This window comes from Micromonospora desertarenae, assembly GCF_056150265.1.
Window position 1 is genome coordinate 53193 of the sequence record NZ_JAXCFQ010000019.1, and the last position, 22829, is coordinate 76021.

Consider the following 22829-nt stretch of genomic DNA (forward strand, 5'->3'; position numbering starts at 1 on the left):
GTCAACGACCGGTTAATTCGGGCATGGTGATGACGATCTTTCCGGCCGGGTGACCGTCCCGGAGGTGGCGGATCGCGTCCGCCGTCTCGGCCAGGGGATAGGTGCGGTCCACCGCCGGGGTGAGCGCGCCGGACTCGATGAGCCTCCCCAGCTCCGCCAGGTCCTCGGCCCGCTCCACGGCGCTGACGCTGCGCAGCCGTTGGCCGACGAACAGGGACAGCAGCGGTGCGCGGACCATCTGCCGGTCGTAGCCGCTGAGCACCGGGCCCTTGGTGTACGCGCCGCCGACCAGCGCCAGCGTCCCGCGCGGGGTGAGGGCGCGGCGCAGCAGCGAGAACGGCCGGTCGCCGCCGGTGTCGATGACCACGTCGTAGACCGGGCCGTCGCGGTCGACCTCCTCGCTGGTGTAGTCGAGGACGTCGTCGGCGCCGAGGGAGCGGACGAACTCGGCCCGGGCCGGGGCGCAGACGGCGGTGACCGTCGCCCCGTACGCCTTGGCGATCTGCACGGCGTGGGAGCCGACGCCGCCGGACGCGCCGATGACCAGCACCCGGTGCCCGGCGCGGACCTGGCCGCTGTCGCGGACCGCGCGCAGCGCCGTCATCCCGGAGACCGGCGCCGCGGCGGCCTGCGCGAATGACAGGTTGGCCGGCTTGTGGGCCAGTCGCCGCTGCGGCGCGCTGGCGAACTCGGCGTACGAGCCGCGCAGGCAGGTGCCGTAGACCTCGTCGCCCGGCCGGAACCGGGTCACCCGGGCGCCGGCCGCGGCCACCACGCCGGCCAGGTCCCGGCCGAGCACCGGCACCCGGGGCCGGCGCAACCCGCTGGCCAGTCGCGCCAGGTAGGGGCGGCCGGTCATGAAGATCCACACTCCGGGGTCGACCGCGGCGGCGCGGACCTGGACCAGGACGTCGTCGTCGCCGATGGCCGGCTGGTCGATGTCGCGGAGCCGGAGTACGTCGGCCGGGCCGTAGCTGTCGTGGACGATGGCTTTCACGGTGCCGCCTCCTCGGGGTACTGGAACACGTCGTCGAGCCGCGCGCCGAACACGCGGGCGATCCGGAACGCCATCTCCAGCGAGGGGGAGTAGCGGCCCTGCTCGATGGCGATGACCGTCTGCCGGGTCACGCCGATCCGCTCGGCCAGCTCGGCCTGGGTCATCTCGTCGTGCGCGAAGCGCAGCGCGCGGATGCTGTTGGTGACGCGGGTCGGCTTCACCACTGCGGGACACCCCGGCGGTAGACGATCACCTTCGCCAGCGAGCCGACCACCGCCGACAGGACGAAGCACAGGTAGATGACGTTGGCGATCCAGAACCAGTCCCACTCGGCCAGCGCCATGAGCAGCGCCGACACCGCGCCGATGACGACGAACGCCTGGCCGACGTGGTCGCCGAGCCGCCCGATCTCCCGGTCGCGGTCGTCCCTGACCCGGGACGCCCGGGGGTTCACCACGCCCATGGCGATCTCGGCCACGATGCTCGCGACGATCGCGCCGCCGATGGTCCACAGCAGAACGCCGGCGTAGGGGGTGGCGGCGAGTGGCCCGCCGTCGACCCGGCTCAGCACGACGGTCGCGTAGACGGCGTAGCCGACCGCGCTGACCACCAGCATGATCCAGGCGCGTTTCTCCTCGTGCGTCATGACCGCCTCCCGATGTAAAGAATCCTTGACACAGTCAAGTAAGGCGTTCTTGACACCGTGTCTAGAAAGTTTTACATCGGGAGGCGGGCGCGAGGGTGTCAGCGGCGGGTCGCGAACACCACGCCGGTCAGGCAGAGCGCGCCGCCGAGCAGCGCGAGCGGCGCCGGTACCTCGCCCAGCAGCGTCCACGACAGCAGCACGGTCACCGGCGGCGACAGGTAGGTGGCGGCGGTGGTGCGGCCGGCGGTCCAGCGGGACAGCACGTAGCCCCAGGCGAGGAAGCCGACAGCGGTCGGGAACACCCCCAGGTAGAGCATGCCCAGGGTGGCCGGCGCCGGGGCCGCGGCGAGCTCCGCGACGAGCGCGGGCGCGAAGGGCAGCAGGGCCACCGTCCCGGCCAGCGCGCCGAGCCAGGTCATCGTCACGGCGTCCACCCGCGCCAGCAGGCGCTTCTGGAGCAGTACGCCGAAGGCGTACAGCACGGCGGAGAGCACCGCCAGCGCGACGCCGACCTTGTCCGCCTGCCCGGTGAAGCCGCCGGCCGCGATCAGGGCGACCCCCGCGAAGGCGACCACCACCCCGACGCCGAGCCGGCCGGTGAGCCGCTCGCCCAGGACGGCGACCGCGGCCACCGCGACGAGGATGGGCGCGATCGCCACCAGCAGTGCCGCCGTGCCGGCGTCGACCAGCCGCTCGGCCGCGTTGAGTGCCACGTTGTACCCGCCGAACCAGGCCACGCCCCAGAGCGCGATCAGTCCCAGGGTGCCGCCCCGGGGCGGCGCGGCCCGGCGGCCCGGCACGGCGTGCGGCGCCCGCCCGCGCCGGACGCCGGCGGTGAGGGCCACGAACGCGCTCAGCGCGGCCGACGCCACCGCCATCCGGCCCAGCGCCATGGCGCCGGGGGAGTAGTCGTGCCCGGCGAAGCGGATGCCGACGAACGCCGACGCCCACAGGAACACGGTGATTCCGGCGGCGGCCACGGTCGGCCACGACCGGGGCCGGGAGTCCGCCGGCACGCCGGTGGGTGCGTCTCCGGCCGCCGCGGGCCGGGCGTCGGAGCGGCTCGGGGCGGCGAGGCTGGCGGTGCGCGTACGGGTCATGTGGTGATTCTCGTGCGGCTTACCGTGCAGCACCAGTGAACATATCTTCACCACGATTCAGTCGAGCTTTATAGTCGTGGCATGCTCGACGTCCACCGTCTCCGTGTCTTCCGCTCCGTCGTGGCGTCCGGGTCCGTCCAGGCGGCCGCGTCCAACCTCGGCTACACCCCCTCCGCCATCAGCCAGCACCTCACCGCGCTCCAGCGCGAGACGGGCCTCACCCTCCTCGCCCGGGCTGGGCGGGGCCTGCGGCCCACGGCGGCCGGGCACGCCCTGGCCGCCGAAGCCGAACGGGTGCTCGCCCGGCTCGGCGCGGCCGAGTCGCTGGTCGCCGACCTGCGGGCCGGCCGCACCGGCGCACTCTCCGTCGCGTACTTCGCGTCGGTCGGGGCGGCGTGGATGCCGCTCGTGGTGCGGCGCATCCTCACCGAGCACCCCGGTGTCCGGCTCGACCTGCGACTGCGCGAACAGATCCCGGACAGCCGGGAGGAGCGCGCCGACATCCAGGTGGTGGTGGCCGGGTCAGGCTTCGACCCCGGCTCCGGCTTCACCGCCGAGCACCTGGTCGACGACCCCTACGTGGCGGTGCTCCCCGCCGGGCACCGCCTCGCCGGCAAGGGGCAGGTGGACCTGGCCGACCTGGCCGACGAGGGCTGGGTCGACAACGACTTCGCCCGCGGCTGGTGCCGCGACAACCTCATCGAGGCCTGCACCGCCGCCGGGTTCAGCCCGGCCTTCCGGGTCGAGGCGCACGACTACCCGACGGCGCTCGCCTTCGTCGCGGCCGGCATCGGCCCGACGGTGCTGCCCGCGCTCGGCGCGGCCCACCTGCCCCCCGGCGTGACCTGCGTGCGGCTCGTCCGCCCGACACCGATCCGGTCGATCCACGCGGTGGTGCACGACGGGGTCGAGCACGCCCCGGCGGTGCGGACGGCGGTCGCCGCGCTGCGGGAGGCCGCGACGCTGGTGGGCCCGGCCCGGTGATCCGGCGGCCGCTCACCGGCGGCGCTGCTCCTCCACCCGGCGGATGAAGGCGTCCATCAGGGCGGCGCACTCGACCGGGTGGGTCTCCAGCAGGAAGTGTGGTCCGTCGAGGATGTGTGCCTCCATCCGCGGCAGCGCCCTCAGCCAGGAGAGGGTCTCGGCGAGGTCGAAGAAGATGTCGTGCCGCCCCCACAGCATCAGCGCGGGTGGCTGCCAGCGAGCGAGGTAGTCGGAGATCTCCCCGAAGCGCGCGACGTGGTGGCGATAGTCGAGCACCAGCGCGCGGTTGGTCTCCAGCCGGCCGGGGAGCGACATGATCCGCCAGTCCGCCGCCCACAGCCGGGGGTCGACGCGCTCGGCGAGGTCGCCGGGTATGCCGCCCACGTACTGGTCGCGCACCCCCTCGAAGCTCAGGTGCGCGGTCGCCTCGGCCGCCCGTTCCGGGGTGGGGTCGTCCCAGTAGGCGCGGGTGGCCGACCAGGTGGGCCCCATCCCGCTGGTGTGGGCGTTGGCGTTCTGGACGATGAGGCCGCGGACCCGCTCCGGCGCCCGGGTGGCGAGGTGGAGCCCCACCGGCGCTCCGTAGTCGTGCAGGTAGAGGTGGAAGGACCGGGCGTCGAGTCGGGCGAGCAGCTCGCCGACCAGGTCCGCGAACCGGGCGAACGAGGGCCGGTCGATCGGCGCGGAACCACCGAACCCGGGCAGGTCGGGAGCGATCACGAAGCAGGTCCGCGCGAGGGTGTCGATCACGTTCCGGAACGACGCCGAGGAGGCCGGAAACCCGTGGATCAGCAGCAGCGCCGGCTGCTGCCGGTCGCCCGCCAACCGCACCGCCAGCTCGGCGTCGCCGATCTCGTACCTGACCAGTTCCGGGCTACCCATGGCGCCTGTGACCTCTTCACCACTCGGGGAACTCGACAGCCACCGGTCATCCTGCCCCACCGCGGCGGCCTGGTCGCGCGTTCGCGCGTGGCGCGGCGTCGGCGGGCGGCCCCCCGGTCACCGGACGCGGGTCAGGTGGGCGGCGATGTCCGCGGCGATCTCCTCCGGGTGTTCGCCGTTGATCGCGTGCGAGGCGTCCGGGTAGACCTTCACCACCCCGTCGGGCAGGACGCGGCGGGCGTGCTCGGCCCCGACCGCGGCGTCGTGCATCGGCGACTTCCCGGCGAGCAGGGTCAGCACCGGCACCCGCACGCCGGCGAGCTGCTCGTCGGTGAGCCGGTCGGGGGTCGGCAGCCTCAGCACGTACGACTGCATCCCGGCCTCGATCAGCTCGGCGACCGGGACGTCCTCGACCGGTGCGCCGTTCGCCGTCCAGCTGGCGAAGTCGTCCCGCCAGGAGCGGGGGAACCAGCGCACGCTCGCCGGGATCGACCGGAGCACCGCCGCCCAGGACAGGTCGGTGAAGACCAGGACCGGCTCCACCAGGACGACGCTGGCGACCTTCTCCGGCCGGTGCGCCGCGAGGTTCATCGCCGTCCAGCCGCCGATCGACAGGCCGACCAGGTGCAGCCGCTGCTCGGGCAGCCCGCGCAGTAGCTCGTGCAGCCACTGCGCGTGGTCCTCGGCCGAGCCGATCGGGCGGCGCTGGACGCTCATCCCGGGTTCCCCGAGCAGGTCCACCGTGTACACGTTGCGCAGCCGCAGCAGCGCCGGCAGGTTGTCGGCCCACACCGGCGAGGGGGCGGCCCGGCCCGGCAGCAGCAGCGGGTCGGCGGCGGGGGAGGCGCCGGCGAAGTGGTAGACCCGGACCACGCCGTAGCTGGTCCGGACGTCGAGGGTGCGGTCCGGCGTGGGCAGGTCGGCCATCGCCCGCCGGTAGGCCCGGTCGAAGCGGTCCTGCGCCTCGGTGGAGACGAAGTAGCCGACCGGCGAGGGTTGGTGCAGCGCGAGCCCGGCGGCCACCGCCAGGGCGGTGACCAGGGCCAGGGTGCCGCCGAGGAGCCAGCGCCGCCGATGCCGCAGCTGAGGTACGCGTACTCGCATGGTGCTCACCTTCGGTTCCGGTGGTGATCTCCGATGGATCGTTCGCGTCCCCCATTCTACCGAGCGGTCAGATTTTCTACCATGCGGTAGAAACACCGACCGTCCGGTCAGCCAGGCGGCCGGGCCGGCTAGGCTGGCCGGGGCCGACCGCCCGAGAGCCGAGGACCGCCGCATGACACCGGACGCCACCCGCAGGGACCGCGCCGACCGGCCGCTGACCCTCACCGAGCAGGCGCGGCGTGCCCAGCTCATCCGGGTGACCACCGACCTGGTCGCCCGGCACGGCTACGCCGGCACCTCCCTGGCGCGCATCGCCGAGGCGGCGGGCCTGTCCAAGGCGGCCGTGCTCTACCACTTCCCCTCCAAGGACGCGGTGGTGCGGGCCGCCTACGCCGCGGCCATCGAGGCACTGGTCGCGGAGGTCGGCGCGGCCGTCGAGGCGGCCTCCGGGGCCGACGCCCTGGCGGCCTACGTGCGTTCGCTCGTCGCCCACCTGCGGGCGCACCCCGAGCACGCCCGGATGATCGTCGAGGCCATCGCGGAGGAGACCGGCGTCACCGACCGGCCGGACGCGCCGAGCCGCCGGCAGAGCGTGGCGGCTCTCGTCGAGGCCGCCCGGGCCACCGGGGACTACCGCCCCGACGTCGACCCGGACCTGCTCGCCGTGCTGGTCAACGGCGCGGTCGACGCCATCGTCGCCGAGCAGCTGGCCCGACCGGACTTCGACAGCGGCCGCGCCGCCGACGAACTGGTCGAGCTGCTGGACCGGTCGTACCGCCGCCGCTGAGCCTCCGGCCGGCAAGCCGTCCCGGTCACCTCGGCGGAATCGGGTTCATGGCCCGTTTCCGGGGCATAGCGTCACGGTGGCGGATTCACCGCCAGGCCGCCCGCCGTCGCACCGGGCGGCCTCGTGCCGACCGAGGAGGCAGACCGTGGACAGGTCCGACGAGGTGCTGTTGCCCGAACTGGACGGGCCGGAGCCGACCGCGCTGCTGCCCCGGGCGCTGGGTTGGCTCAGCCTGGCGCTCGGCGCGGGCGCGCTCGCCGCGCCCGGTCCCCTCGCGCGGCTGACCGGAGTGGACGATTCACCCGCGGCCCGCGCGGTGATCCCGGCGGTCGGCGCCCGCGAGCTGGCGCACGCGGCCGGGCTGATCGCCGGACGCCGGCCGGCCGGCTGGGCGTGGACCAGGGTGGCCGGCGACGCGATGGACCTGACCCTGCTCGGTCGGGCGATGGCCGACCGCGGCGGCGAGCGCCGCCGGCGGGTCGCCCTCACCACCGCCGTGGTCGCCGGCATCGCCGCCGTCGACCTGGTCACCGCGGTACGGGCCAGCCGCGCCCACCGGGCCCGGCAGCGACTGATCCGGATGGAGCTGGCGGTCACCGTCAACCGCACGCCCGCCGAGGCGTACCGGTACTGGCGGGACGTGGAGAACCTGCCCCGGTTCATGTCCCACCTGGAGTCGGTGCGCGCCGAGGACCTGCGCCGCTCGCACTGGGTCGCCCGCGGCCCGGCCGGCCGCTCTGTCGAGTGGGACGCGGAGATCATCGACGACCAGCCGAACCGGTCGCTGGCCTGGCGGTCGCTGCCCGGCACCCGGGTGCCCAACGCCGGCCGGGTCCGCTTCGTACCGGCCCCCGGCGACCGGGGCACCGAGGTCCGCGTGCAGCTGCGCTACGCCCCGCCGGGCGGCGCGCTCGGCCGGACCGTCGCCAAGCTCTTCGGCGAGGAGCCGGAGCAGCAGGTCCGCGACGACCTGCGCCGGTTCAAGCAGGTGCTGGAGACCGGCGAGGTGGTCCGCTCCGAGGGCAGCCCGGACGGCATCTCGGTCCGCCAGCAGGTCATGCAACGCCCGGCCCAGCCGCTGCCGGCCGCCACCCGATGACCGACCGACCCGGAAAGGAGAGCCGATGAAGGCCACCGCGTGGATGGGCAAGGACACCGTCAAGGTCATCGACGTGCCCGACCCGAAGATCATGAACGCCCGGGACGCGATCGTCCGGATCACCTCCACCGCGATCTGCGGCTCGGACCTGCACCTCTACCACGGCTACATCCCGGCCATGCGCAAGGGCGACATCCTCGGCCACGAGTTCATGGGCGAGGTGGTCGAGGTCGGCCCGCAGGTGCGCAACCTGCGGCCCGGCGACCGGGTGGTGGTGCCGTTCCCGATCGCCTGCGGGCACTGCACCTCCTGCCAGCGCGGCCTCTACTCGGTCTGCGAGAACTCCAACCCCAACGCCGGCATCGCCGAGAAGGTCATGGGTCACTCGCCGGCCGGCATCTTCGGCTACTCCCACCTGCTCGGCGGCTACGCCGGCGGCCAGGCCGAGTACGCCCGGGTGCCGTTCGCCGACGTCGGCCCGATCAAGGTCCCCGACGAGGTGCCCGACGAGCAGGCGGTGATGCTCGCCGACGTGTTCCCGACCGGCTACATGGGCGCCGAGATGTGCGACATCAAGCCGGGTGACGTGGTCGCCGTCTGGGGCGCCGGCCCGGTCGGGCTGCTCGCCGCGGCCAGCGCCCGGCTGCTCGGCGCCGACCGGGTGATCGTCATCGACCGGTACCCGTACCGGCTGGGGCTGGCCCGCGAGCACGCCGGCGCCGAGACGATCAACTACGAGGACACCGACGTGCTCGACGCGCTCAACGAGCTGACCGCCGGCCGGGGGCCGGACGCGTGCATCGACGCGGTCGGCCTGGAGGGGCACCACGGCAACGCCGCGATCTACGCGTACGACCGGGCCAAGCAGGCGGTGCGGCTGGAGACGGAACGGCCCTTCGCGCTGCGCGAGGCGATCCTGTCCTGCCGCAGCGGCGGGGTGGTCTCGGTGGTCGGCGCGTACGGCGGGTTCGTGGACAAGTTCCCGATGGGGGCCTTCATGAACCGGTCGCTGATCATGCGGACCGGACAGTGCCACGTGCAGCGCTACACCCGGCCGCTGCTGGAGCGGATCCAGCGGGGCGAGATCGACCCGAGCTTCATCATCAGCCACCGGATGCCGCTGGCCGACGCGCCGAAGGGCTACAAGATCTTCCAGAAGAAGCAGGACGACTGCACCAAGGTGTTGCTGACGGTCTGACCCGGGCGGCGGGGCCGGCCGGTGGCCCGCTAGCGTGTCGCGAATGGACGAATCGCTGGCCGGGATCGAGCACGAGACCGACGGCCTCACCGTCCGGCTGCGCCCGGTGGCCGAGCCGGACCTGGCGATGTTGCGCCGCTTCGTCAGCGAGCCCGGCCTGATCGGGCTGGACTGGAGCGGATTCCGGGACGCCGCCGCCCCGGCCCGGCGCTTCGCCGCCGACGGCTACCTCGGCGCTGACGACGGGCGGCTGGTCGTCGAGGTCGACCCGGAGCGGGCGGTCGGCTTCGTCAGCTACCGGGCCGGGCGGTACGCCGGGCCGGCCGGGTACTGGGAGATCGGCATCGCCCTGCTGCCGGAGTGGCGCGGGCGGGGCATCGGCTGGCGGGCGCAGGCGCTGCTCTGCGACTACCTGTTCGCGCACACCCCGGCGCAGCGGATCCAGGCCGGCACCCACCCGGAGAACGCGGCCGAGCAGCGGTCGCTGGAGAAGGCCGGCTTCCGGTTCGAGGGCGTGATCCGGGCCAGCGAGTTCCGCGCCGGCCGGTGGCGCGACGGCTACCTCTACAGCCGGCTGCGCGACGACCCGTCCCCGTGGCCGGCGACGGCGGGCTGACCCGGCGCGGCACCCTCCCGGCGCGGACGTGTCGCCCGGTTCGGTGATATCGCACAGTCATCACGATGGGTCCGCGGTATCACGCTCACCGGCGAGGGTGGCCGGTGCCGAGGATCCGCCGAGGCATGATCACTCGCTAGGCTGTCGCCATGCTCGTCGTGCCCAAGGCCCTCGCCGAACAGTCGCGATCGGCCGGTCGGCGCGGCCGGCGACCGGGTGTGGCGTCGGCGCTCGCCGCCCGGTGAGTCGTCCCCGCGTGCCCGACCAGCGGCGGGCCACCGGTGCGTCCGCCCCGGACCGGTCCAGTGTGGCCGACCGGTGCGCCCGCGTCGTGCGGTCCCGCCCGTTCGAGGTCGCCATCATCGTGCTCATCATGGCCAACGGGGTGGTGCTCGGCCTGGAGACGTACCCGGACCTGGGCCGGGCCGGGCCGGTCCTGCACGGGCTGGAACTGGCGTTCCGGGTCGCCTTCGTGGTCGAGATCGTCATCCGGGTGCTCGCCTACGGCCGGCGGCCGCAGGAGTTCTTCCGGCACGGCTGGAACGTCTTCGACTTCCTGGTCACCCTCGCCATCTTCATCCCGGGGCTGCACGGCGACTCGGCGCTGCTGCGGGTGGTGCGGGTGGCCCGGGTGCTGCGGCTGGTCCGGTTCTCGCCCGGCCTCCGCACGATCGTGGCGGCGTTGCTGCGCAGCCTGCCCGGCGTCGCCGGCTTCCTCGCGCTGGCCGTGGTGACCCTGTACGTCTACGGCATGGCCGGCTGGCTGATGTTCGCCGACACCTACCCCGAGCAGTACGGCGACATCGGGCGGTCGTTGCTGACCCTGTTCGTGCTGCTGTCGCTGGAGACGCTGCCGGACCTGATCGAGCAGGGCATGGCGGTGTCGCCGTGGACGCTGCTCTACTACGTCAGCTACGTGCTCATCACGGTGAACCTGCTGCTCAACATCCTGATCGCGGTCATCGTCAACTCGATGGAGGAGGCCCGCCGGCTGGAGATGACCGAGCGGCTGGCGCCCGGCTACGACGAGGACGGCGACGGCGTGCCCGACGAGGTGGACCGGATCGCGCTCACCCAGCGGCTGGACGACCTGCGGGCGGTCATCGCCGAACTGGAGCGGGAGTTGCGCATCGACCGCGAGGACGGCCACGCCCGGCCGCCACACCGGCCCTGAGCCCGTCCGCCCCACCGCGCCCGGTCAGGGCAGCGGCCACTCGTGCACCGGCCGGTTGCTGTGCATCAGGTCGACGTAGTGGCGCACCACCTCGCGCAGCGCCTCGGGCCGGTCCAGGTGGTCGGCGGACTCCAGCCGGTGCAGCGTGGCCACCTGCCAGCTGGCCCCGTTGCGCCCGGTCAGGCAGCGCTGTTCGATGATGCCGAGCAGCCGGTCCCGCTCCTGCGGGTCCAGCCCCCACCGGTCCAGCCCGTGGTAGGCCAGCGGCAGCAGCCGGCGCAGCACCAGTTCGGTCACCGGCAGGTAGCCCAGGCCGGGCCAGTACACCTGCGCGTCGATGCCGTGCCGGGCGCAGTTGGAGAAGTTCTCCTCGGCGGCGCTGAACGACATCTGCGACCACAGCGGCCGGTCCGCCTCGGCCAGCGCCCGGACCAGCCCGAAGTAGAAGGCGCCGTTGGCGACGGTGTCGAGCACGGTCGGCCCGGCGGGCAGCACCCGGTTCTCCACCCGCAGGTGCGGGCGGCCGCGCAGCACGTCGTAGACCGGCCGGTTCCACCGGTAGATGGTGCCGTTGTGCAGCCGCAGCTCGGACAGCTTCGGCACCCCGCCGGCGGCGAGCGTCTCGGCCGGGTCCTCCGGCTCGCAGACCGGCAGCAGCGCCGGGAAGTAGCGCACGTTCTCCTCGAACAGGTCGAAGACAGTGGTGATCCAGCGCTCGCCGAACCACACCCGGGGTCGTACGCCCTGCGCCTTGATCTCCTCCGGCCGGGTGTCGGTCGCCTGCTGGAACAGCGGGATGCGGGTCTCCCGCCACAGCTCGCGGCCGAAGAGCAGCGGCGCGTTCGCGCCGAGCGCCACCTGGATCCCGGCGATGGCCTGGGCGGCGTTCCAGTAGTCGGCGAACTGGGCCGGGCTGACCTGGAGGTGGAACTGGGTGCTGGTGCAGGCCGCCTCCGGGGTGATGGTGTCGGCGGTGACCGCCAGCCGCTCCACCCCGTTGATCGAGATGCGCAGGTCCTCGCCGCGGGCCGCGAAGATCTGCTCGTTGAGCAGCCGGTAGCGCGGGTTGGCCGAGAGCGTCTCCGCGGTCAGGTGCTCGGGGCGCAGGGTGGGCAGGATGCCGATCATCACCATGTGCGCGCCGACCGTGCGGGCCTTCTCCTCCGCCGCGTTCAGGCTGGCCCGCACGTGCCGTTCGAACTCGGCGGTGCCGGTGCCGGCCAGCCGGCGGGGCTCGACGTTGATCTCCACGTTGAACTGGCCGAGTTCGGTCTGGAAGCTCGGGTCGGCCACCGCGGCCAGCACGTCGGCGTTGCGCATCGCCGGCATCGAGTCGTCGTCCACCAGGTTCAACTCGATCTCCAGGCCGGTCATCGGCCGGTCGACGTCGAACCGGGACTCGCGCAGCATCTCCGCGAAGACGTCCAGACAGCGGCGGACCTTCTCCCGGTAGCGGGCCCGATCCTCCCGGCTGAAGTTGCGTACGCCGACGTCCTCGCCCATGGTCACCACCCTGTCACCGCTGGTTCCACCAAACTCGCACGGAGGTGACGAGCCGGGGAAGACCCCGCCCGGTCCTTTCCCGTACCGGACGGGTGTTAATCCGGCACGGGTTCCGCCGGCACCGCCGGCACCGCCGGCACCGCCGGCACCGCCGGTGCGGCCGGTCCGGCCCGATGGGGCGCCGGGTAACATGGCTCGCCGTGACCGCTGATCCCACCCTGCGTACCCGGCTGACCCGGCTCTTCGTGGCGGCCGCGATCGCCGAGGCGTGCTCCTGGGCGGGGCTGCTGGCCGGCATGGCCGTCAAGTACGGCCCGCCCGGCAACGAGATCGGGGTGCAGATCTTCGGGCCGATCCACGGCGGGCTGTTCGTCGCGTACGTCGCCCTGGTCGCCGTCGTCGCCCGGCTGCACCGGTGGAGCTGGCCGGCCACCCTCGTCGCGCTGGCCTGCGCGGTGCCGCCGTTCGCCACGATCGCCTTCGAGCGCTGGGCGCACCGGCGGGGGATGCTGCGCACCGCCGCCGGGCCGACCCGCACCCCGACCCCGGTCGGCTGAGACCGCCGGCCGATCCGGCCGGCTGGTCCGGGGTCAGGTCAGCGCGGACCAGGCGAGCAGCGCGGCGACCAGCAGCGCGCCGAGCGCCGCCTGGAGCAGCAGCGGCGGGCCCAGGTGTGACCAGAGGGTCGCGGTACGCGGGGTGAGCAGCTGCCCCGTGGTGAGGTTGACGATCCGCTCCACCTTCGGCGGCAGGTCGGGGTCGCGTTGCCGGCGCAGGGTCAACTGGACGTGGTCCGCCGGGTGCAGCGCGCTCTGCGGCAGGTGCCCGTGCAGCTCCACCTCGCAGAGCTGGCCGACCGTGTCCCGGATCCGCAGGGGGGTGACCAGGTACTCCGGGCCCTTGCGCAGGTCCTTGAACGCCCGCCGGCTGCCGCCGGAGCCGATCGAGAGCAGCGCCCGGACCAGCGCCACCAGCAGCCCGGCCACCCCGGCCGCGGCGAGCACGGCGACCAGCACCGGCTGGCCCACCTTCAGCTCCCGCGCGTAGCCGTCCATGAGCCGGACCACCCGGCCGGTGACGATCCGCTCCGTCGGGTGGACGATCCGCCGGATATGCAGGTCGCTGTCCATCCCCACCACCCAGAGTCCGGTTCCGTTCACTGATGGTATCGGTCCGCGCAGGTTGAACGACGTGAATGAACCCGGGTCACGCCCGCTCACCGGCCAGGTGACAACCGCGGTCGCGCGGGTAAGCGCAGGGCCGAGCTGGAAAGGGGTCGAGCATGCAGCTGTCCTTCCTGCGCCCGCTCTACGACCGACCCGGGCCGTGGTGCTCGGTCTACCTGGACGCCTCGGCCAACACCGAGGACGCCCACCCGGCGCTCGACCTGCGCTGGCGCGCGCTGCGCGACGAACTCCAGCGGCAGCGCGCCGACGTGGCGAGTATCGACGCCGTGGAACGGGTGGTCCGGGGGCACGATCCGATGGCCGGGGACTACGGGCTCGCGATCTTCGCCACCCGGGGCCGGGTGGTGCTCTCCGAGTACCTGTCGGCCCCGCCGCTGCGCGACCTGGCCGCGTTCTCCGCGCTGCCGCACGTGATGCCGCTGCTCGCCCAGCGCGGCGAGCAGGTCGCCTGGGTACGGGTGCTGGCCGACCGCACCGGCGCGGACGCGATGGCGATCAGCGCCGGCGGGGTGCCCCGCCGCTCGCACGTCGCCGGGCGGGAGACCCACCAGCTGCGCCGGGTGCAGCCGGGCGGCTGGTCCCAGTCCCGCTACCAGCGGGCCGCGATGGAGGCCTGGCACCACAACGCCGGCGACGTCACCGCGGCGGCCGTCGAGCTGGCCGAGAAGGTCGGCGCCGAGGTGCTGGTGGTGGCCGGCGACGTCCGGGCCACCGGGATGATCGCCGCCCAGATGCCGAACCGCTGGCAGGACGCGGTGGTGCGCACCGACGCCGGCTCCCGGGCCGCCGGTGCCGACCAGACCCTGCTGGACGACCTCACCGTGCAGACCATCGCCGAGGTGGCCGACCAGCGGATCAGCGCCACGCTGGACCGGTTCGGCATGCAGGAGGACGTGGGGGCCGGGCTGGACGCCGTGGTCTCCGCCCTGCAGCGCAACCAGGTGGAGAACATGCTGATCGTGGACGACCCGTCGGCCACCGGGGAGCTGTGGATCGGCCCGGAGCCCACCGAGATCGCCACCGACCCGGGTGAGCTGAACGCGATGTCGGTGACCGACCCGGCCAAGGTCCGCGCCGACGCCGCGCTGGTGCGCGCGCTGGTCGGCACCGACGCCGAGCTCACCGTGCTCGGCCCGGACGAGGCCCCGGAGCTGGTCGACGGGGTGGGCGCGGTGCTGCGCTACGCGGACGCGAGCACCCCCGGGCGGGGCAATGGCTGAGCGCACCGTCGCCGACCTGGTGGTCGAGCGGTTGCGCGCGTGGCGGGTACCGCGCGCCTTCGGCTATCCCGGTGCGGCCATCGCGCCGGTGGTCGACGCGCTGGACGCGGCCGGCGGGGACCCGGCGTTCGTGCCGGCCCGGCACGAGGAGACCGCCTCGTTCATGGCCACCGGGCACGCCAAGTTCACCGGCGGCATCGGCGTCTGCCTGGCCACCCAGGGGCCGAGCGCGGTGCAACTGCTCAACGGGCTCTACGACGCGAAGCTGGACAGCAAGCCGGTGGTGGCCATCGTCGGGGAGGACATCTCCGGCCCGCTCGGCGGCGCGCACCAGGAGATCGGGCTGAGCCGGCTCTTCGGCGACGTGTGCAACCAGTTCGTCGGCTACGCCCGTACGCCCCAGCAGGTGCCGGCCCTGCTCGACCAGGCGTTCCGCACCGCCGCGGCGACCCGCAGCCCGGTCTGCGTGGTGCTGCCCCGGCAGTTGCAGGAGATCGCCGTGCCCGACCTGCAGCCGCAGGCGGCCGGGGTGGTCACCGCCACCCCGGGCGAGCCGCTGGCCCGGGTGCTGCCGCACGAGGTGGACCTGGACGCCGCCGCGCAGCTGCTCGGCACCGGGCAGCGCCCGGCCATCCTGGTCGGGCAGGGCGCCCGGGGCGCGGCCGACGAGATCGTCGCGCTCGCCGACCGGCTCGGCGCCGGGGTGGCCACCTCGCTGCTCGGCAAGCCGGTGCTCGACGAGCGGCTACCCTTCCACACCGGCGTGCTCGGCGAGGTCGGCACGCCGGCCAGCGCCGAGCTGATGGGCGGCTGCGACACCCTGCTGCTGATCGGCACCAACGACCCGTGGACCGACTACTTCCCGATGGCCGGCCAGGTCCGCACCGTGCAGATCGACCTCGACGGCCGCCGGATCGGCACCCGCTACCCGGTGGACGTGCCGCTGGTCGGCGATGCCGCGGAGACCGTGCGCGCGCTGCTCGCCCGGGTGCGCAACGACCCGAACCAGGGGTGGCGGGCCACCGTCGAGCGCTCGGTCGACCGCTGGCGCACCGAGGCGGCGGACCGGGCCGGCGCGCCGGCCGAGCCGGTCAACCCGCAGCTGGTGTTGCACGAACTCTCCGCCCGGGTGCCGCGGGCCGGGTCGATAGCCGTCGACGTCGGCTCGGTCATCTACTGGTACGCCCGGCACCTGGAACTGCCCCCGGGGGTCAACGCCCAGCTGTGCGGCACCCTCGGCTCGATGGGCTGCGCCCTGCCGTACGCGGTGGCGGCCAAGCTCGCCGCCCCCGACCAGCCGGTGATCGCGCTGGTCGGCGACGGGGCGATGCAGCTCAACGGCCTGGCCGAGCTGATCACCGTCGCCCACCACTGGTCGCGCTGGTCCGACCCGCGGCTGGTGGTGCTGGTGCTCAACAACCGCGACCAGTCCGGGATGGGGGGCGGCCGGCAGCCGACGCCCGATGTGTCCCAGCGCCGGCCCGACGTGCCGTACGCCGGCTGGGCCCGGCTGCTCGGGCTGCACGGCGTCCGGGTGGACCGGCCGGAGCTGGTCGGCGCGGCCTGGGACGAGGCGCTGGCCGCGGACCGCCCCTGCGTGCTGGAGGCGGTGGTGGACCCGGGGGTGCCGTTGGCGCCGCCCGAGCCGGCCTTCGCCGACCTGCGCGGTGTCTTCGCCGAGGGCGACGCCGCGCGCCGGGTCCGCGACCGGATGCTGGCGGCCGGGGTGGCCGTGGAGGCGGAGGATCTCGTTTAGCGGCAGCCTGCCTGGGCAACTGGTGATCCTCAGTTCGATGCTGGAGGTGACCTTGTCCGAGTCCGTTGACCGGCGGTACGGCCCCGCGCCCCTGCCGAACCCGCGCGGACCCGTGTCGGCGGCGGTGCTCGACGCGCTGCGGCGCCCGCCGCACGACCTGCCGGACGACCTCGCCGCGGCGCTGGACCCGGCCGACCCGCTGACCGACGAGGACCTCCAGCTCACCCTCTTCCTCTGCTACGAGACGCACTACCGGGGCTGGCGGGACGTCGCCGACGACTGGGAGTGGCAGCCGTCGCTGCTGGCGCTGCGGTCGTCCGCCGAGCGGGTGTTCGAGGCGGCGGTGCGCCGGCTGGTCGGCCCGCTGCCGGCGGTGCTGCCCGCCGGGGTCCCGGCGGCGCTGGCCGACGTGGTCGCCGCGGACGACGGGCCGTCGCTCGCCGCGCACCTGCAGCGGCGGGCCACCCTGGCGCAGTTCCGCGAGTTCGTCACCCACCGCTCGGTCTACCACCTGCGGGAGGCGGACCCGCACAGCTGGGCGTTGCCCCGCCTCGGCGGCCCGGCCAAGGCCGCCCTGGTGGAGATCCAGATGGACGAGTACGGCAACGGGCGGCTGGACCGGATGCACGCCGAGCTGTTCCGCACCACCATGGCCCGGCTCGGCCTGGACACCGGGTACGCCGCCCACCTGGACGCGGTGCCGGCGGTCACCCTGGCCACCAACAACCTGATGTCGCTGTTCGGTCTGCACCGCCGGCTGCGCGGGGCGCTGCTCGGGCACCTGGCGGCCTACGAGATGACCTCGTCGCTGCCGAACCGCCGCTACGGCAACGGGCTGCGCCGGCTGGGCCTGGACGAGGTGGCCACCCGCTTCTACGACGAGCACGTCGAGGCGGACGCGGTGCACGAGCAGATCGCCGCGCACGACCTGTGCGGGGGGCTGGTCGAGGTGGAGCCGGCGCTGGCGCCGGACGTGGTCTTCGGCGCGGCCGCCGCGCTGGCGGTGGACCGGCTCTTCGCCGCGTACGTGCTGGACGCCTGGGCCGCCGGTCGCAGCTCCCTGCGTACCCCCCGCACCCCCGCGAACCCCACCCGCACCCTCTCCGCCCCCACCACCCCATCCTCGCTCACCGCGGTGGCCTGACCGCCCCGCTGATCATGAAGTTGGCGACCCGACACGCCGTGCCGGCCGACAAACAACTTCACGATCGACGGGGTGGTCAGCTCTCGCGGTTGGTGCCGGCGCGGAAGCCGACGGCCTTGTGGGTGCCGTCGCAGAAGGGCTTGAGGGCCGACTTGCCGCAGCGGCACAGGGCGACCGTGCCGCGTCGCGCGTCGATGGTCTGCCCGGCCGGGGTGACCAGGGCGAAGTCGCCCCGCACCAGCAGTGGGCCGTCCTGGTACGGGGTGATCGTGGCCGCCGGGGGAGTGTGCTGGTCCTCGCGCATGGGCGGTGAAGTGCCCGTCCCGGCCGGTCCGAAACCCGCGGGACGCCGCGCCCACCCGGGACGACCGAGCCGGGCCGGCCCAGCCGGGACGCGCGGGCCGGGAGGGGGCCAACGGTCCGGGACGGCGAAGGGCCGGAAGATCACCGGATTGCTCCCGCCCGGTGGGGGATGCCCCGTTTGAACCGCATCGGGACGGGAAGCCGGGCCGCGTGGTGAGCGATCGAGGCAAGGTGGGGCCGGTGCGCAAGGTGCGCGAGGGGCTCACGGCCCAGGGTGCCGGGCTGGCCGGCGACCGGGTCGTGGCGCCCGGCAGCGCCGCGCGGATCCTGGTCGGCGCCACCGCCCGGGCGCTGCGCGGGGTGGACTGCGCCGACCTGGGGCACATCGGCCCGCTGTCCCGGTTCACCGGCGCCCCCGAGCCGGTCCGCCGGGCGGCGGCCAACCGGGCCGCCGGCCGGGTCGCGCTGACCTGCGGGCAGACGGCGGAGGTGGAAGCGGACCGGGTGGCGGCGTGGTTCGTCGACCAGTACCCGCGCCGGCGCTACCCGGGGGTGCTGGTCGGCTCGCCGCACGGTGCGGCGGCGCACCTCGCGGTCGCGCTGGGCGTGCCCTGGCTGCCCACCGGATTCGAGATGACCGTGCACTGGGCGCAGGGCGCGGTGGACCGGCCGCGGGCCGCCCTGGACCACGGCGCCGCGCTCGCCGCCCGGCTGCTCGCCGGCAACACCGACCTGCACGTACGCCAGGTGCACTGCCCGGCCAGCCGGGGTGCGCTGGCCGGCGCGACGGTGGCGCTGACGGCCCGCTGGCAGGCGCTGCCGGAGGCGTACCGGCGGTTCCTGGCCGACCGGCTGGCGCCGGGCGCGCCGGTGCTGCTGCTGCGCGACGCGCGGACCTGGCCGGTGCTCGACTCCGCCCCCGGGCACAGCTTCCAGGTCGGCTGCCCGGCCAGCGGGCTGGACCCGGTGGACTTCCACCCGGACAGCCACGCGCTGCGCCAGGTGCTCCGCTCGGCCGGCGGGGACGGCGCGCACTGGGAGCCGCCGGAGGTCACCTCGCCGACCGGTTACGCCGAACACGTCGTGGAGTCCGGTTTCGAGCTCAGCACCCGGGAGTGGACCGGCCGGCACGGGCATCCGCTGCACCGGGTGCTGTTCCCCCGGCCGGAGGCGCTCAGCGCGGCCACCGCCGACCTGTACCGCGGCTGGCTGCGCGCCGCCGGCAAGACCGGCGACCGGCTGGTGGTCGAGTGCGGCCGGCTGCTCGACCCGTGGCAGGTGGTCCGCGCCGGCCTGGTGCCCTACTGGTGCGAGAACGCCACCCGGCGCAGCGTCGAGGGGGCGGAGTGGTGGCTGGCCGGCAGCGAGCCGTTCAGCTCGGTGGACGTGCTGCCCGAGCCGCCCGGCGTCCGCTCGCCGGCGCTGGCCGGGCTGCCGCAGTGGCTCGCGGTCGCCGGGTTCGGCCGTCGCCGGCGCGCGCTGGACCGGCCGACCGCGCGCGGCTACCCGGTCACCACGGTACCCACCCGGCGGGCCACCGAGGTGCTCCGGGCCCAGCCGTACGACCTGCCGGCACCGCCGCCGCTGGCCGTGCCGGTGGCGCTCGCCGCGCTCCGGGACAGCGGCACCCAGCACGGCCTGCTGGTCTGTTGAGGCGGGCCCGGCGAAACATCCTCGCGAACCGGGGATCCCGTGATTGAGTACCTACGGAGCGGGAACACCGCTGGCTGCGACGGCCTGATCACGCCGCGTAGTGCGGCGCCCGCTGGCACCCCAGTCACGTAACCCACTTCCGGCCCGGTGCGTGGTGCGACCACGCGCACGACCGGTTTCCCAAATCCGGGCGGGGGACCTTCCTGAGGGAGGCGCGGATGTTCGGACAGACCGGCACGACCACACCACCACCCACCGACCGGGGTCTGGAGGACCTCGACGCGGCGGCGATGGCGTACGCGGCGCGGATCGAGGGACTGCCACCGGAGCGGCGGCAGGAGGCCCGCGACGACCTGGTCCGGTTCGCCCTGCCGTTCGCCGGCCGGCTGGCCCGCCGGTACCGGGGGCGGGGCGAGCCGCTGGAGGACCTGGAGCAGGTCGCCCGGCTGGGGCTGGTCAACGCGGTCGACCGGTACGACCCGGAACGGGGCTCGTTCACCGCGTACGCGGCGATCACCATCGTCGGCGAGATCAAGCGGCACTTCCGGGACCGCACCTGGGGCGTGCACGTGCCCCGCCGGCTGCGCGACCTGATCCTGGAGGTCGGGCAGGCCACCGCGGCGCTGACCAGCGAGCTGTCCCGGGCGCCGACGGTGGCGGAGCTGGCCGCCCGGCTGGAGACCCCGGAGGAGGAGATCCTCGCCGCGCTGGAGTCGGCCGCCGGCTACAGCCCGGCGTCGCTGAACGCGCCGGTCGGCGGGGAGAGTTCCGCCGAGTTCGGCGACCTGGTGGGGGAGTCGGACAACGCGCTGGAATCCGTCGACGACCGGGTGACGGTGAGCGGGCTGCTGCACCGGCTGCCCTGGCGGGAGCGGCGGATCCTGGCCATGCGCTTCTACGGCAACCAGACGCAGGCCGAGATCGCCGCCCGGTTCGGCATCTCCCAGATGCACGTCTCCCGGCTGCTGTCCCGGGCGCTGACCTGGCTGCGCCAGGCGATGCTGGCCGACGCGCCGCCGCCCTGGCAGAACGGCGCCGCCGAGCCGGATCCCGGCCGCACCCGGATCTCGGTGAAGCAGAACGGCGACCGGGTGGTGGTCGAGGTCGGCGGGGAGGTCGACCGGGACGGCGCCGACCAGCTGCGCCGGGCCATGCTGGAGGCGGTCACCGGCCAGCCGGCCGAGGTGGTGGTGGACCTGGTCGGCGCGGGCGGCTTCGACGCCGGCGGGATCGCCGCGCTGATGGCCGGCCGGGAGGCGGCCGCGCGTACCGGGGTGCCGCTGCGGCTGACCCGGGTCCAGCCCGCGGTACGCCGCTCGCTCACCGCCGCCGGTCTGGCGCCGGGCCGGGACGGCTGACGGCGCGAAGGACGACGACGCAGGGGGCCGGCGCTGACGCGCCGGCCCCCTGCGTCGGTGCGCGGTCAGTTCTCCCGGGTGTCGCCGGACCCGCGCGGGTGCCGCCACTCGTCGTTGGGCTGCGGTGCCCGCTGCGCGCCGAGGTGCGTCTCCTCCGGCTCGTCGGTCTGCTCGAAGCTGGGCCGGCGCACGTCGCCGGGCTCCGGCACGTCCACCGGCCGGGCGCCGGACTGCGGGGCCGGCTGGTAGGCGACCGCCTCCCGCGCGCCGTGCGCGCCCTCGGCGGCCGGCGACTCGGGCAGGTGCGTCTCCCGGTGCATCTCGTCGCGGAAGCCCTGCGGTGGCTTGGTGGTGCGCTGCGGCAGGTCCCGGCCGAGGTCGGCGACGAGCGGGCCGTACTTGGCGTCGAAGGCCGGCCGCTCGGAGCGGATCCGGGGCATCCGGTCGAAGTTGCGCAGTGGCGGCGGGCAGGTGGTCGCCCACTCCAGCGAGTTGCCGAAGCCCCACGGGTCGTCCACCGTCACCATCGCGCCGTAACGCCAGGACTTCCAGGCGTTCCAGATGAAGAACAGCGTCGAGATGCCGAGGACGAACGCGAAGATGCTGGAGATGGTGTTCAGCGCGGTGAACCCGTCGCTGGGCAGGTAGTCGGCGTACCGGCGGGGCATGCCCTCGTTGCCGAGCCAGTGGTGCACCAGGAAGGTGCCGTGGAAGCCGATGAACATGGTCCAGAAGTGCACCTTGCCGAGCCGCTCGTCGAGCAGCCGACCGGTCATCTTCGGCCACCAGAAGTAGAAGCCGCCGAAGAGCGCGAACACCACGGTGCCGAAGACCACGTAGTGGAAGTGCGCCACCACGAAGTAGGTGTCGTGGGTGTGGAAGTCCGCCGGCGGGCTGGCCAGCAGCACCCCGGTGAGCCCGCCGAGCAGGAACGTCACCAGGAAGCCGATCGCGAACAGCATCGGCGTCTCGAAGGTGATCTGTCCCTTCCACATGGTGCCGATCCAGTTGAAGAACTTCACCCCCGTGGGCACCGCGATCAGGTAGCTGAGGATGCTGAAGAAGGGCAGCAGCACCTGCCCGGTGGCGAACATGTGGTGCGCCCACACGGTCATCGACAGCACCGTGATGGCGATGGTGGCGAGCACCAGACCGGTGTAGCCGAAGATCGGTTTGCGGGCGAAGACCGGGATGATCTCGGTGATGATGCCGAAGAACGGCAGCGCGATGATGTACACCTCGGGGTGGCCGAAGAACCAGAACAGGTGTTGCCAGAGCATCGGCCCACCGGTGCCGGGGTCGTAGACGTGCGCGTTGAGCAGCCGGTCCGCCGACAGCGCCAGCAGCGCCGCGGCGAGCAGCGGGAACACCAGGATCACCAGGACGCTGGTGAAGAGCATGTTCCAGGTGAAGATCGGCATCCGGAACAGGGTCATGCCGGGCGCGCGCAGGGTCAGGATCGTGGTGATCAGGTTGACCGCGCCGAGGATGGTGCCCAGGCCGGAGATGACCAGCCCCATCACCCACATGTTGGCGCCGACGCCGGGGGAGTGTTCCACGCTGCTCAGCGGGGTGTACGCGGTCCAGCCGAAGTCCGCGGAGCCCTGCGGGGTCAGGAAACCGGCGATCACCATCACGCCACCGAACAGGTAGAGCCAGTACGCGAGGGCGTTGAGCCGCGGGAACGACACGTCCGGGGCGCCGATCTGGATCGGCACGATGTAGTTGGCGAAGCCGAACGCCGCCGGGGTGGCGAAGAGCAGCAGCATCACGGCGCCGTGCGAGGTGAACAGCTGGTTGTACTGCTCCGAGGAGAGGAACTGCAGGCCCGGCCGGGCCAGTTCGGCGCGGATCAGCATCGCCTCGATGCCGGCGGCGATGAAGAACAGGAACGAGGTGAGCAGGTAGAGCAGCCCGATCTGCTTGTGGTCGGTGGTGGCCAGGAACCGGATCAGCTTGCCGCCCGGGAGCGGCTTGCGCAGCGGTCCGGGGTAGCCGCCGAACCGGGCCGGGGCCAGGATGGCCGGTCCGCGGTCGCGTCCGGGTTCCGTGGTGACCCGTCTGGGCATTGACTCTCACCCCGCCATGACGACAGAAAGGACGGGCGTGGCTACCCGC

General features: G+C 74.0%; 22 protein-coding genes. 12 read left to right on the top strand and 10 right to left on the bottom strand.

Annotated features, from left to right (window positions below):
- Position 1: 1 nt before the first annotated feature.
- The 4 genes from SM577_RS28985 to SM577_RS29000 all read right to left on the bottom strand — a co-directional run bounded on the left by SM577_RS28985 (position 2) and on the right by SM577_RS29000 (position 2743).
- Entirely contained in the window at positions 2–997 is a 996-nt protein-coding gene (locus tag SM577_RS28985; RefSeq protein ID WP_474588477.1) for an NAD(P)-dependent alcohol dehydrogenase, read from the bottom strand.
- Positions 994–1221 carry a helix-turn-helix transcriptional regulator gene (locus SM577_RS28990; RefSeq protein ID WP_368051115.1) on the bottom strand — a complete coding sequence of 76 codons (228 nt, stop codon included), beginning with the start codon at positions 1219–1221 and terminating at the stop codon, positions 994–996. The genes SM577_RS28985 and SM577_RS28990 overlap by 4 nt, the downstream gene beginning before the upstream one ends.
- Positions 1215–1643: a hypothetical protein gene (locus tag SM577_RS28995; protein WP_474588478.1), complete on the bottom strand. Its 429-nt coding sequence runs from the start codon at positions 1641–1643 to the stop codon at positions 1215–1217. The genes SM577_RS28990 and SM577_RS28995 overlap by 7 nt, the downstream gene beginning before the upstream one ends.
- 98 nt (positions 1644–1741) lie before the next feature.
- A complete protein-coding gene (locus SM577_RS29000) occupies positions 1742–2743 on the bottom strand; it encodes a DMT family transporter (protein ID WP_474588479.1) in 1002 nt (333 codons plus the stop codon).
- An 81-nt stretch (positions 2744–2824) separates the two neighbouring features.
- On the opposite strand from SM577_RS29000, the gene SM577_RS29005 reads away from it, so the two are divergent.
- Complete coding sequence (locus SM577_RS29005; RefSeq protein ID WP_474579870.1) at positions 2825–3727, top strand: LysR family transcriptional regulator; 903 nt, start codon at positions 2825–2827, stop codon at positions 3725–3727.
- 12 nt (positions 3728–3739) lie between these two features.
- Here the strand turns inward: SM577_RS29005 and SM577_RS29010 are convergent, their stop codons facing one another.
- Together SM577_RS29010 and SM577_RS29015 are read right to left on the bottom strand one after the other, a co-directional pair.
- Positions 3740–4609: an alpha/beta fold hydrolase gene (locus SM577_RS29010; protein ID WP_474588480.1), complete on the bottom strand. Its 870-nt coding sequence runs from the start codon at positions 4607–4609 to the stop codon at positions 3740–3742.
- A gap of 117 nt (positions 4610–4726) precedes the next feature.
- Positions 4727–5713 (bottom strand): alpha/beta fold hydrolase, encoded by a 987-nt coding sequence (locus SM577_RS29015; protein WP_474588481.1) that lies wholly within the window; start codon positions 5711–5713, stop codon positions 4727–4729.
- 172 nt (positions 5714–5885) lie between these two features.
- Here SM577_RS29015 and SM577_RS29020 point away from each other — a divergent pair, with 172 nt between their 5' ends.
- From SM577_RS29020 to SM577_RS29040, 5 genes are all read left to right on the top strand, one after another.
- Entirely contained in the window at positions 5886–6500 is a 615-nt protein-coding gene (locus SM577_RS29020) for a TetR/AcrR family transcriptional regulator (protein WP_474588482.1), read from the top strand.
- Positions 6501–6645: 145 nt separating this feature from the next.
- Positions 6646–7599: an SRPBCC family protein gene (locus tag SM577_RS29025; protein WP_302921813.1), complete on the top strand. Its 954-nt coding sequence runs from the start codon at positions 6646–6648 to the stop codon at positions 7597–7599.
- 25 nt (positions 7600–7624) lie between these two features.
- On the top strand, positions 7625–8797 hold the full coding sequence (locus SM577_RS29030; RefSeq protein ID WP_302921812.1) for a zinc-dependent alcohol dehydrogenase: 1173 nt from the start codon (positions 7625–7627) through the stop codon (positions 8795–8797).
- A gap of 43 nt (positions 8798–8840) precedes the next feature.
- Positions 8841–9413: a GNAT family N-acetyltransferase gene (locus SM577_RS29035; protein WP_302921811.1), complete on the top strand. Its 573-nt coding sequence runs from the start codon at positions 8841–8843 to the stop codon at positions 9411–9413.
- Positions 9414–9744: 331 nt separating this feature from the next.
- Positions 9745–10587, top strand: coding sequence for an ion transporter (locus SM577_RS29040; RefSeq protein WP_474588483.1), 843 nt, complete (start codon positions 9745–9747; stop codon positions 10585–10587).
- 24 nt (positions 10588–10611) lie between these two features.
- On the opposite strand, the gene SM577_RS29045 is transcribed toward SM577_RS29040, so the two are convergent.
- Positions 10612–12090 (bottom strand): glutamate-cysteine ligase family protein, encoded by a 1479-nt coding sequence (locus tag SM577_RS29045; RefSeq protein WP_302921809.1) that lies wholly within the window; start codon positions 12088–12090, stop codon positions 10612–10614.
- Positions 12091–12290: 200 nt separating this feature from the next.
- Here SM577_RS29045 and SM577_RS29050 point away from each other — a divergent pair, with 200 nt between their 5' ends.
- Positions 12291–12647: a DUF3817 domain-containing protein gene (locus tag SM577_RS29050; protein ID WP_302921808.1), complete on the top strand. Its 357-nt coding sequence runs from the start codon at positions 12291–12293 to the stop codon at positions 12645–12647.
- A 33-nt stretch (positions 12648–12680) separates the two neighbouring features.
- On the opposite strand, the gene SM577_RS29055 is transcribed toward SM577_RS29050, so the two are convergent.
- Positions 12681–13229, bottom strand: coding sequence for a hypothetical protein (locus tag SM577_RS29055; protein ID WP_302922081.1), 549 nt, complete (start codon positions 13227–13229; stop codon positions 12681–12683).
- A 143-nt stretch (positions 13230–13372) separates the two neighbouring features.
- Here SM577_RS29055 and SM577_RS29060 point away from each other — a divergent pair, with 143 nt between their 5' ends.
- The 3 genes from SM577_RS29060 to SM577_RS29070 are packed head-to-tail and all read left to right on the top strand — an operon-like array spanning position 13373 to position 17397.
- The gene (locus SM577_RS29060) at positions 13373–14497 is read left to right on the top strand and encodes a baeRF2 domain-containing protein (protein WP_302921807.1); all 1125 of its coding nucleotides are present in this window, start codon (positions 13373–13375) and stop codon (positions 14495–14497) included.
- Positions 14490–16253 carry a thiamine pyrophosphate-binding protein gene (locus SM577_RS29065; RefSeq protein ID WP_474579864.1) on the top strand — a complete coding sequence of 588 codons (1764 nt, stop codon included), beginning with the start codon at positions 14490–14492 and terminating at the stop codon, positions 16251–16253. Before SM577_RS29060 ends, SM577_RS29065 begins: the two co-directional genes overlap by 8 nt.
- 37 nt (positions 16254–16290) lie before the next feature.
- On the top strand, positions 16291–17397 hold the full coding sequence (locus tag SM577_RS29070; protein ID WP_474579863.1) for an iron-containing redox enzyme family protein: 1107 nt from the start codon (positions 16291–16293) through the stop codon (positions 17395–17397).
- Positions 17398–17473: 76 nt separating this feature from the next.
- Here the strand turns inward: SM577_RS29070 and SM577_RS29075 are convergent, their stop codons facing one another.
- The gene (locus SM577_RS29075; protein ID WP_474588484.1) at positions 17474–17701 is read right to left on the bottom strand and encodes a CDGSH iron-sulfur domain-containing protein; all 228 of its coding nucleotides are present in this window, start codon (positions 17699–17701) and stop codon (positions 17474–17476) included.
- A gap of 248 nt (positions 17702–17949) precedes the next feature.
- Between SM577_RS29075 and SM577_RS29080 the strand changes: the two genes are divergently transcribed.
- Positions 17950–19353: a hypothetical protein gene (locus tag SM577_RS29080; protein WP_474580038.1), complete on the top strand. Its 1404-nt coding sequence runs from the start codon at positions 17950–17952 to the stop codon at positions 19351–19353.
- A 218-nt stretch (positions 19354–19571) separates the two neighbouring features.
- Positions 19572–20711 (top strand): SigB/SigF/SigG family RNA polymerase sigma factor, encoded by a 1140-nt coding sequence (locus SM577_RS29085; protein ID WP_302921804.1) that lies wholly within the window; start codon positions 19572–19574, stop codon positions 20709–20711.
- A 65-nt stretch (positions 20712–20776) separates the two neighbouring features.
- Here the strand turns inward: SM577_RS29085 and ctaD are convergent, their stop codons facing one another.
- Positions 20777–22780, bottom strand: coding sequence for an aa3-type cytochrome oxidase subunit I (ctaD, locus tag SM577_RS29090; RefSeq protein ID WP_474588485.1), 2004 nt, complete (start codon positions 22778–22780; stop codon positions 20777–20779).
- Between the last annotated feature and the right edge of the window lie 49 nt (positions 22781–22829).

Excerpts from the sequence above, each read along its gene's own strand:
- SM577_RS28995 (WP_474588478.1), bottom strand. The coding sequence starts at position 1,643 with ATGACGCACGAGGAGAAACGCGCCTGGATCATGCTGGTGGTCAGCGCG.
- SM577_RS29000 (WP_474588479.1), bottom strand. The coding sequence starts at position 2,743 with ATGACCCGTACGCGCACCGCCAGCCTCGCCGCCCCGAGCCGCTCCGAC.
- SM577_RS29005 (WP_474579870.1), top strand. The coding sequence starts at position 2,825 with ATGCTCGACGTCCACCGTCTCCGTGTCTTCCGCTCCGTCGTGGCGTCC.
- SM577_RS29010 (WP_474588480.1), bottom strand. The coding sequence starts at position 4,609 with ATGGGTAGCCCGGAACTGGTCAGGTACGAGATCGGCGACGCCGAGCTG.
- SM577_RS29015 (WP_474588481.1), bottom strand. The coding sequence starts at position 5,713 with ATGCGAGTACGCGTACCTCAGCTGCGGCATCGGCGGCGCTGGCTCCTC.
- SM577_RS29020 (WP_474588482.1), top strand. The coding sequence starts at position 5,886 with ATGACACCGGACGCCACCCGCAGGGACCGCGCCGACCGGCCGCTGACC.
- SM577_RS29030 (WP_302921812.1), top strand. The coding sequence starts at position 7,625 with ATGAAGGCCACCGCGTGGATGGGCAAGGACACCGTCAAGGTCATCGAC.
- SM577_RS29035 (WP_302921811.1), top strand. The coding sequence starts at position 8,841 with ATGGACGAATCGCTGGCCGGGATCGAGCACGAGACCGACGGCCTCACC.
- SM577_RS29045 (WP_302921809.1), bottom strand. The coding sequence starts at position 12,090 with ATGGGCGAGGACGTCGGCGTACGCAACTTCAGCCGGGAGGATCGGGCC.
- SM577_RS29060 (WP_302921807.1), top strand. The coding sequence starts at position 13,373 with ATGCAGCTGTCCTTCCTGCGCCCGCTCTACGACCGACCCGGGCCGTGG.
- SM577_RS29065 (WP_474579864.1), top strand. The coding sequence starts at position 14,490 with ATGGCTGAGCGCACCGTCGCCGACCTGGTGGTCGAGCGGTTGCGCGCG.
- SM577_RS29070 (WP_474579863.1), top strand. The coding sequence starts at position 16,291 with ATGCTGGAGGTGACCTTGTCCGAGTCCGTTGACCGGCGGTACGGCCCC.
- SM577_RS29075 (WP_474588484.1), bottom strand. The coding sequence starts at position 17,701 with ATGCGCGAGGACCAGCACACTCCCCCGGCGGCCACGATCACCCCGTAC.
- SM577_RS29085 (WP_302921804.1), top strand. The coding sequence starts at position 19,572 with ATGTTCGGACAGACCGGCACGACCACACCACCACCCACCGACCGGGGT.
- ctaD (WP_474588485.1), bottom strand. The coding sequence starts at position 22,780 with ATGCCCAGACGGGTCACCACGGAACCCGGACGCGACCGCGGACCGGCC.